At 70.2% G+C, this 8,744-nt stretch carries 6 protein-coding genes and 2 pseudogenes; 4 read left to right on the top strand and 4 right to left on the bottom strand.

Annotated elements, in window-relative coordinates:
* Positions 1-72, bottom strand: a pseudogene (locus A9X05_RS30865) (50S ribosomal protein L5); the annotation flags it as partial.
* Positions 73-77: 5 nt separating this feature from the next.
* On the opposite strand from A9X05_RS30865, the pseudogene A9X05_RS29370 reads away from it, so the two are divergent.
* A pseudogene (locus A9X05_RS29370) lies at positions 78-485 on the top strand (DinB family protein); the annotation flags it as partial.
* Here A9X05_RS29370 and A9X05_RS04655 read toward each other — a convergent pair.
* Both A9X05_RS04655 and A9X05_RS04650 read right to left on the bottom strand, forming a co-directional pair.
* Entirely contained in the window at positions 395-1,885 is a 1,491-nt protein-coding gene (locus A9X05_RS04655) for an HNH endonuclease signature motif containing protein (protein ID WP_067779574.1), read from the bottom strand. The pseudogene A9X05_RS29370 and the gene A9X05_RS04655 sit on opposite strands and share 91 nt — an antisense overlap.
* 4 nt (positions 1,886-1,889) lie before the next feature.
* On the bottom strand, positions 1,890-3,200 hold the full coding sequence (locus A9X05_RS04650) for an adenylate/guanylate cyclase domain-containing protein (protein WP_067779571.1): 1,311 nt from the start codon (positions 3,198-3,200) through the stop codon (positions 1,890-1,892).
* A gap of 165 nt (positions 3,201-3,365) precedes the next feature.
* On the opposite strand from A9X05_RS04650, the gene A9X05_RS04645 reads away from it, so the two are divergent.
* The 3 genes from A9X05_RS04645 (at position 3,366) to A9X05_RS04635 (ending at position 6,379) form a co-directional block, all read left to right on the top strand.
* Entirely contained in the window at positions 3,366-3,722 is a 357-nt protein-coding gene (locus tag A9X05_RS04645; RefSeq protein ID WP_067756521.1) for a hypothetical protein, read from the top strand.
* A 252-nt stretch (positions 3,723-3,974) separates the two neighbouring features.
* The gene (locus tag A9X05_RS04640) at positions 3,975-5,114 is read left to right on the top strand and encodes a PPE family protein (RefSeq protein WP_067779568.1); all 1,140 of its coding nucleotides are present in this window, start codon (positions 3,975-3,977) and stop codon (positions 5,112-5,114) included.
* Positions 5,115-5,218: 104 nt separating this feature from the next.
* Entirely contained in the window at positions 5,219-6,379 is a 1,161-nt protein-coding gene (locus tag A9X05_RS04635; RefSeq protein WP_067756541.1) for a PPE family protein, read from the top strand.
* On the opposite strand, the gene A9X05_RS04630 is transcribed toward A9X05_RS04635, so the two are convergent.
* Positions 6,368-8,716, bottom strand: a complete 2,349-nt coding sequence (locus A9X05_RS04630) for a heavy metal translocating P-type ATPase (protein WP_067779565.1) — start codon at positions 8,714-8,716, stop codon at positions 6,368-6,370. The two genes, A9X05_RS04635 and A9X05_RS04630, sit on opposite strands and share 12 nt — an antisense overlap.
* Positions 8,717-8,744 lie beyond the last annotated feature (28 nt).

The following is an 8,744-nucleotide window of genomic DNA, read 5'->3' as shown; positions in this document are numbered from 1 at the left end:
CGCCCTGCGGATCTCGGGCCGTTGCCCGGTGATCAGCGCCAGGTCGTTGACCGCGCCGTTGATCAGCTTCGCGCCCCATGCCCGCGTCGCTGCCCCCGCTGGCCGGCGAGGACCATGTCTGCGCCGCCTGCGGGATGAGCTATTCGGAGACTCGGCTCGATGACGCCACCGGCGTGATCGCCGGCCTGCCGGACGCCGCCCGAAAGGCCGTGTCGGCGATCCCGCGCGAGAAGCGACGGGTCCGGCCCGGCCCCGACGTGTGGTCGGTCGCCGAATACCTCTGCCACCTGCGCGACGTCTACGTCAGCTTCACCATCCGGCTGCACCGCGTCCGCACCGAAGACCAGCCCGCCTGGGAGCCGATGCTCAACGACCTGCGGGCGCGCCGCTTCCACTACAACGACTGCGACATCGACGCCACGCTCGCCGAACTGGCCGCCGCGGTGGCGGGCTTCCTGGACGAGGTCGCGCGGGCGTCGCGGTTGTGTCGGCGTTCGACGGCTACCCGGGTGGCGCGGTCTTGGCTGCGGGTGCGGCGGCGTTTGGGCATCATCGCGCTGCGCTGGCCGCAGTAGTCCTGGGGCGGGGGGTCGGCCTCGGCGGCCGGTATGGCGCCGGTGGCGTGGCAGAGGCTGGGGAACAGCAGGGCGCTGCCCGGGGTGGTGACGTAGGTGCGTCCGGCCGGGGAGGTCAAGATCAGGGTGCCGTCGGGCAGCTGCTGCTCGCGCCAGCCCCAAAACGTCTTCACCAAATGATGGGTGCGGCAATAACACTTCAGGTTGCTGGCATGGGTGGGCCCACCGGCGCTGTAGGGGATGGTGTGGTCGAGGTCGCAGGCCATCGCCGGGCAGTCACAGCCCGGCCAGCGGCACGTCAAATCCCGGCACCGCACGAAATCGGCCAACGCTTGGGAGGGCACATAGCCCGGCTCGGGCGGCGCGTCCCCGGGATGAATCAGCGGCACCAGCTTGGCCGCGGCGGCCAACTCGGCCACCAGCTCCGGTGGGATCAGGCCGTCGGCCCGCAGTTCACTGGCCATCCCCACCCCGCGATCCAGGGCGGCTTGCTCGGCGAGCACGTGAATCACCACCGCACCGGCCGCCGGCCGGGTGCCGGCCGCGCAGTCCGGGCGCCCGCAGCGACAGCCCAGCCGCTCGGCCCCGCCGGCCAGCGCGCCCAACGCATCCGCGCGGCGCTGCTCGCGGCTGCGCGGATCGTGGGCACACACCGTGGCCGCCAACGCATCCAGGCGCTTCTCGAGCGCGTGCGCATCCAGGCTGTAGAGGGTGCCCTCGATGCGGGCCAATCCCTCCCCCATCTCACCGATCCACACCTCGCGCCCCGCAACATGCTGCCGGCGTCGCCGCACCGCATCGGCATCGGCCTTCGCCACCACCTTGTCCACCTGCGCACCCAACCGGCCCTGGCTCATCGAGGGCCAGCGCGCCACGTTCGCCGCCAGCTGCGCGTCCACGGCCGCCAACACCTCAGCGTCGGTGATCAGATCGGTGCGATACACCAGCGTCTGCACCATCCGAAAGTCGATGTCCCCGGCGGCGAACACCTCGGCCACCTTCGGCAGCCGCTCGCGCAGCGCGCGGGCATACCGCACCCGGCTGGCCGCCAACCCCTGGCTGATCCGCAACTCCGCGGCCACCTCCGCGGCCACCGCCGCCTCGGTATCCACCGCCCACTGCTCACATTCGGCGCACCGGGAGAGCCGGTAGGCGAACAACTCCCCGATCACCGCCAACTGCCCCGCCGCCGCCCGATTCTCCGCCCGCGCCATGCCCGCGACGCGCTCCAGCAACGCCGCGGACTCCGGCGTCACCGACGGATAGCGCCGCTCGAAGTGCTCATCCAACGCGGCGATCGACTCCGCCACCGTTCTAGACGGCGAACAGGCGCCACTCGCCGGGCACTCCCTTGAGCTGATGTGTGCCGCGGTCCTCGAACTCCAGCCCTGACCCGATCACGAGGTCGCGCAGCGTGCTGGATACCAGCACGTCGTTCGCGCCTGCAAGTGCACTCACGCGCGCCCCGATGTGCACCCCGATCCCGCTGATGTCATCACCGCGGACCTCGCACTCGCCGGTGTGCAACCCGGCACGCACCTCGATGCCCAGCGCCTGCACCGCGTCGCGAATCGCCATGGCGCAGCGGATCGCTCGCTGCGGGCCGTCGAACATCGCCAGAAACCCGTCGCCGGATGTGTTCACCTCGCGGCCGCGAAACCGGGCCAGTTGCGACCGCACGACGGCATCATGCGCATCAAGCAGCGCGTGCCAGTCACGGTCACCCATCTCCGCAGCGCGGCGCGTCGAGTCCACGATGTCGGTGAAGAGCACCGTGGCAAGCACACGATCATCAGCGACATCGGCTTGGTGACCGGTCAGGAATTTCGCCACCTCCTGAAAGGACGCGCGCCAAGGCTCGACCCAGTGGTGCATGTTGCGGCCTGGAAGCTCAACGTACTTTGCCCCCGGTATGTGATCCGCTATGTACTCGCCCGAGGCCGACGCAAGCAACGCATTGTCTGCGTGCTGAACGACCAGGGTCGGCACGCGGATTGTCGGTAGGACCGCCCGCACATCCAATTCGATCAGCAGTGGAAACATCTGCGCGACGGTTCCCGGGCTCGCCGCAAGGCGTTCCAGTCGTGCCCACGTTGCTCGGATCTCCTCGTTCCACGGCATGTCCGGATTCATCACATGTTGCAACTCCCCCGTTCCCCACATGGAGCCCATCAAGGCAACGACTTCCTCGGGAGTGGGTCCCTCGGTGCGTTCGGCGACCGGATCGGCGTAGCCCTCCAGTACAACAAGTGCCGTTGTGCGTGACGGATGTGTTGCCGCGAACAATGCCCCGGTCGCGAACGCGCCATCGATCAAGAGGAGAACCGCTTCAGCGCTCCCGAGATCGTCGAGCACCGCCGTGATGCTGTCGGCCCATTGCTCCAAGGTCGGCAGGGCACCAGGCTCGACAGGATCTGACGCCCCAGTGCCCGGCTGGTCGAAGAAGATCAGCCGACCCAGCGATGTCACCGCCTCGACCCAACCCTGAATCGACGGCAGCTCCGGAAAGACCTCGCAGTTTGTGAACCAGTTCGGGACGAACACAATGTCGCGAACACCTTCACCCGACGCCCGATACGCGACGCGCAAGTCCCCGTTCATCGCATAGCGCGTCTCCGAGAACATTGCGGAAGTCTAAGTCTCGGCCACGCGTCCGCCGATATTTATGCAGCTAGGTCGCGGCGCGGGACTCTTCGTGGGATCGGTAGCGATCCGGTCATTGTCTGCTCATCTGAGCAGCGCGAGCGGATACTGATCCTCAGCATCCAGCGTCGAGGAAAGGCGCAGGCCATGTCGAACAATCACAAGGTCAGGAAGGTCGTCACCGGGGCACTGTTGTCCGTAGGGGTGGCGGTGGCGGGCCTGGGGCTCGGTGCGGGCACCGCCGGGGCGGAGCGCAATCCCGCCCCGCAAGTCATCGGCCCACTGCCCCTGGACAACTTCACGGTCCCGCACGACTGGTGCCCGGGGCAGCCGTTGCCGATGCCGGATGTCCGGTGGGACATGGGCGTCTGCCACCACTGGTACTGGGTTCCCGTCGGCGGCATGGGCAACGTCGGCCAATTCGTGTGGGAGGGGGACGCGCCCCGCCGCCCGCTCGGCCCGCCGCCCTGCTACGGCGCTCCCATCTGCTTGCCCGGCCTGTAGGCCTTGGCAAGGTCGCGCGCGGGGCGTCGGTGACCGTCTGAGGAAGCCGGCGGCCGGGCCGGAAAAAGGCCACGTCGGGCAAGCCTTTGGATACCCTAATGTCACGGGTATATCGTTCGTCACATCCGGAACTCGACGGGGAAGGATTAGGGCGGCACCCTGGGGGGTGAATGCGTAATGTTTCCGGTCTCTTTGCAACCTGGTAATCGAAATTTTCCGGTCGCGTACTCGGCATAGACAATGTGAGATGTGATGGACCTATTCGCGCCACCTGAGGTCACCTCGACCCTTATCCACTCCGGTCCCGGAGCGGGTTCGCTGGTCGAGGCTGCCGGCGCGTGGCAGAGTCTCGCCGTCGAGCTGGAGAACTCGGTCGGCGTGTACGCGTCCGTGTTGTCGTCGTTGATCGAGTCGTGGGACGGGCCGTCCTCCATGGCGATGCTGCAGGCCGTGCAGCCCTACCTGATCTGGCTGCGCGAGACCGCGCAACAGGCCCACCAGATGGCCGCCTCCGCGGAGTCGGCCGCGGCGGCGTTCACCGCCGTCCGCGCGGCGGTGGTCCCGCCCGCGGTGGTTGCCGCCAACCGGGCCCGGCTGTTGCAATTGCTGGCCACGAACCGGTTCGGCCAGAACACCGCGGCTATCGCCGAGACGCAAGACGAATACCAGACCATGTGGGCGAACAATTCGGCCGCGATGAGCCGCTATCAGGCCACGTCGTCACAAGCGACCACGTCGCTGTCCCAATTCAATTCGCCGCTGGCCATCGCGAACCCGTCGTCGACGGTCAACCAGCAGGCTGCGGTCTCGAATGCGTCGCTGCTCGGCGCGTCGAGCACGGGCAACATCATCGACTCGCTCGGGGTCACCCCCTTCGACCCCAACGCCGGCTGGTTCAGCTACTTCAGCACCTGGGGCAACCAGTTCATCTCGTCCGGTTTCCCGATCAACCTGCTCAGCTACCTGGCGCAGAACACCTCGGCGCAGGCGCTGCAGGGCGTGGGCAGCGACATCGGCCTGGGGCTCTCGGAGGGCGAGGGCGCGCTGGCGTCGTCGATCACCAGGCTGGCGGGCGCCGTCTCGGCCGCGCCGGGCGGTGCGGCCGCGGGTGCCATGGGGGTAGGGGTCTCGCTGGGCAAGCTCACCGCCCCGCCGGCGGTGGTGGGTCTGCTGCCGGGGACGCAAACCCCGGTGCAACTCGCATCGTCGGTGTCGCCCCTGCCCGCCGAGCCCGGGCTCACCGGCATGCCGCTCATGCCGATGATGCCGGTGCCTCCGGGCAGCTCGGCGGGCAGCGGCTGGCGCAAGCGCAAGCAGCAGAAGTTCGAAGACCTTGAATACGGGGCGGAACTCCCGAAGAAGGTGATACACCGACCGCCCAGCGGGGGATGAGGAACGACGATGGTTCCTCACCACTCCGGAAGCAGAATTTCGCCGCCGGATAGGTCGACGGCGCGACTCGCCGCCCGCCCTGCTCTTCCATTGGGCGAGACGTGATCGATTTTGGGCTGCTGCCGCCCGAAGTCACCTCGGCGCTGATCCACTCCGGACCCGGCGCCTGGTCGATGATCGAAGCCGCCGCCGTGTGGCAAGAACTCGGCGCCGAATTGGAGGCGACGGCCAGCAGCTACACCGCGGAGCTCGCGTCGCTGGCCGGGACCTGGCAAGGGCCGTCGGCGATGGCGATGGCCCAGGCGTTCGAGCCGTACCTGGCGTGGTTGCGCACCACCGCGGCGCAGTGCCAGGAGATCGCCGCCTCGGTTGAAACCGTAACGGCCGCATTTGAATTGACGCACTGGACGGTGGTGCATCCCTCGGTCGTCGCGGCCAATCGCGCGCGGCTGGCGATGCTGCTGGCCACCAACTTCTTCGGCATAAACGCCCCGGCCATCGCCGAGACGGAAGCCGAGTACAACGCGATGTGGGTCAACAACTCGGCGGCGATGTACCGCTACGGCGCGACCTCGCTGAGCGCGGTGAAGCTGTCACAGTTCTCGTCGCCGCCGCCCGTCGCCAACCCCTCCGGCGTCTCCACCCAGGCCGCCGTGTTGCCCGCCGCCACGGGCACCACCCAGACCACGGCCAACCTGCTGGCCGCCTCGTCGACGTCCAACGCGGGGACGATAATCGACCAGCTTGGTGTCAGCCCGTTCGACCCCAACAAGGGCTGGTTCGCCTATTTCAGCACCTGGGGCAATCAATTCATCGCCGGCGGCTTCCCCGTCAACCTGCTCAGCTACGTCGCGCAGATCAATGCGGCCCAGGCGCTGCAGGGCGTCGGCTCCGACATCGGCCAGGGCCTCGCTGAGGGTTCGGCGGCGTTGAGCACGGCGGAGGTGAACCTGGCGAACGCGGTCAACTCCGGCGGGCTGGGGCTGGCGCCCCGGGGTGCGATGGGCGTGTCGGTGCTGGTGGGCAAGCTGAGCATGCCGCCCGCCACGGTGGGCATGTTGCCCGGCGCCCAGCCACCGGTCCAGCTCGCCGCCGCGGTGTCCCCGCTTCCGCCGGGGGGAGCCCAGCCGTCTGGTCTCCCGATGGTCCCGGTGCGGCCGCCGCTGGGTGGCAAGGGCGGGGGCGCCGGGCGCGACTACGACGACATCGAAATCGGCGCGGAGCTGCCCGGCACGGTCATGAAGCGGCCACCGTCAGCGGGATAGCTTGTGCGCCAAGCGGTTCGGTTCATTGGGCTCGTCGTCGGCCAGGGTGAAATAGCTTTCCTCCTCCTGCAGGAAATGCAGGCGTAACAGGGCATGCAGCCCGTAGAGGCACGCGAGCAGGTCGTCGACCTGGTCGGCGCCGATCGCCCCGCTGCTTCGGGCCAGGGTCAGGTGGGCGCCGATCCGGTCGGAGAGGCGCTGGATTTCGGCGTGGGTCCGGCTCATCGTGGCGGTCGCCTCGCTGGTGCCCAGCGGGTGGGCCAGCGCCGGGTAGAGCTGCGTCTCCTCGGCGCGCTCGTGCGGGATGATCCGCTCGACGAGCACGGCGTACGCCTGGCCGATCGACTCCAGGGCCGACTGGTCGGCCGCGGCCGCCAACCGATCGGCGGCGCCCCGCAACAGGTCCACGGCGTCGCGCAGTTCGTCGTGCTCGGCGTCGAAGCGCCGCAACAGCTGTTCCGTCGGCGCGGGAAGGTCGACCTCGATCTCGGGATTGCCGCGCAGGGCGCGGAGCGCGTTGAGGATCACGGCGACGTCGATGCCCTCCTGCACCAGCGCCCCCACCGCCGGCGGCAGCCACCCGAAGGCGGCGACGCCCATCGCGGCCAGCGACAAGGCCATGCCGACGACGGCGCTCTGCACCGCGATGCGCCGCGACCAGCGGGCGATGTCCATCGCGTCGGCGAGCCGCTCCAGCCGGTCGGTGGTCAACACGATGCCGGCGGCCTCCGAGGACGCGGTCGCGCCGCGGGCGCCCATCGCCACGCCGACGGTGGCCGCGGCCAAGGCGGGCGCGTCGTTGACGCCATCGCCGACCATCACAGTCACCGCGCGGTCACACTCGGCGCGCACGGCGGCCACCTTGTCGGCCGGGGTCTGCTCCGCGTACACCTCGTCCAGACCCAGCACGGCGGCGACCTCGCGGGCGGGCTCGGCGCGATCCCCGGTCAGCATCACCAATCGGTTCAGCCCGGCCTCGCGGAGCCGGCGCAGGGTCCGCGGCGCGTGGCGGCGCAGCGGGTCACGCAGCAACACGGCGCCGACGGGTCGCTCGTCGACGCACACCCACGCGATCGCGGCCCCGTCCAGCAGGGCGCGATTCACCACCGCCCGCGCCCATTCCGCGTGCGCGGCGCCCTGCGTGAGCTTGCCGACGTGTACCCGCCGGCCGTCCAGGGTGGCGGTGACGCCCTGGCCGGGTTCCTCCACCACGGCGGTGGGCAGCGAGAGCTCCAGGTCGCGGGCCCGCGCCGCGGTGACGATCGCCTCGGCCAGCACGTGCGGGGACATCTGATCCACCGAGGCCGCCACCCGCAGTATCTCGATCGCGTCGCGTCCGGGCGCGGCGGCGACGTCGATGACGGCGGGGCGCCCCATGGTCAGGGTGCCGGTCTTGTCCATCACCAAAGTGGTTGCGTGCCCGAGGTTTTCCAGAGCGCCCCCGCTGCGGATCACCACACCACGCCGTGACGCCCGCGACAACCCGGACACGATCGCGACGGGCGCGGCGAGCAGCAGCGGGCACGGCGTCGCCACCACCAGCACCGCGACCGCCCGCACGGGCGACCCGCTGGCCAGCCAGGCCGCCCCGGCCACCACCAGGGTCAATGGCAGGAACCAGGCCGCGTACCGGTCGGCGAGCCGAACCAGCGGCGCGTTCTGGGCCCCGGCCTCCGCGGCCAGGCGGACGATCTGCGCGTAGGTGCTGTCGTCGGCGGTGGCCGTGGCCCGCATCTCGAAGGCGCTGCCCGCGTTGACCACGCCGCTGCGCACCGGCTCACCGTCGGCCCGCTCCACCTGCAGCGGTTCGCCGGTCAGGACCGATTCGTCCAGCACCGCCACCGCGCCGGCGATGCGCCCGTCGACGGGCACCACCTCGCCCGGGCCCACTACCAGCAGGTCGTCGATCGCCACGTCCGCGAGCGCGATGACGTCCACCGCCGATCCCACCCGGCGGCGGGCGAACCTCGGCGCGTGTTCGAGCAGCGCCCGCAGGTCGTGGGACGCGCGGCGCTCGGCGGCGGCCTCCAGCGCCCGCCCGCCGGCCAGCATCACCGCGATCAACGCGCCCGCGAGGTACTCGCCGACCAGCAGCGTGCCGACCAACGACAACACCGCGATCAGGTCGACCCCGAACCGGCCCCGGCGCAGCGCCGCCAGCACCCACACCACCGCGGGGACCACCGCCACCACCGTGCCGGCGATCCAGCAGCCGTCGGCGACCCGCGGCGCCCCCGCCAGCCAGGCGATCCCCCCGGCCGCCAACGCGACGACGGTAGCCGCGGCCAGCACCGGCTCCACCCAGCGGCCCAGCCGCTCACGTGTCACAGCGCCCATGGGTGCCAGCCTGATCCCATGCCCCCGC

It is taken from the genome of Mycobacterium sp. E3298 (genome assembly GCF_001666895.1).
Classification (GTDB): Bacteria; Actinomycetota; Actinomycetes; order Mycobacteriales; family Mycobacteriaceae; genus Mycobacterium.
The sequence above is the reverse complement of the archived record's forward strand: the minus strand, read 5'-3'. Positions and strand labels throughout refer to the sequence as shown.

What these genes read in the sequence shown, in the direction of transcription:
- A9X05_RS04650 (WP_067779571.1), bottom strand. Translation starts at nt 3,200, where the DNA reads ATGTTCTCGGAGACGCGCTATGCGATGAACGGGGACTTGCGCGTCGCG.
- A9X05_RS04645 (WP_067756521.1), top strand. Translation starts at nt 3,366, where the DNA reads ATGTCGAACAATCACAAGGTCAGGAAGGTCGTCACCGGGGCACTGTTG.
- A9X05_RS04640 (WP_067779568.1), top strand. Translation starts at nt 3,975, where the DNA reads ATGGACCTATTCGCGCCACCTGAGGTCACCTCGACCCTTATCCACTCC.
- A9X05_RS04630 (WP_067779565.1), bottom strand. Translation starts at nt 8,716, where the DNA reads ATGGGCGCTGTGACACGTGAGCGGCTGGGCCGCTGGGTGGAGCCGGTG.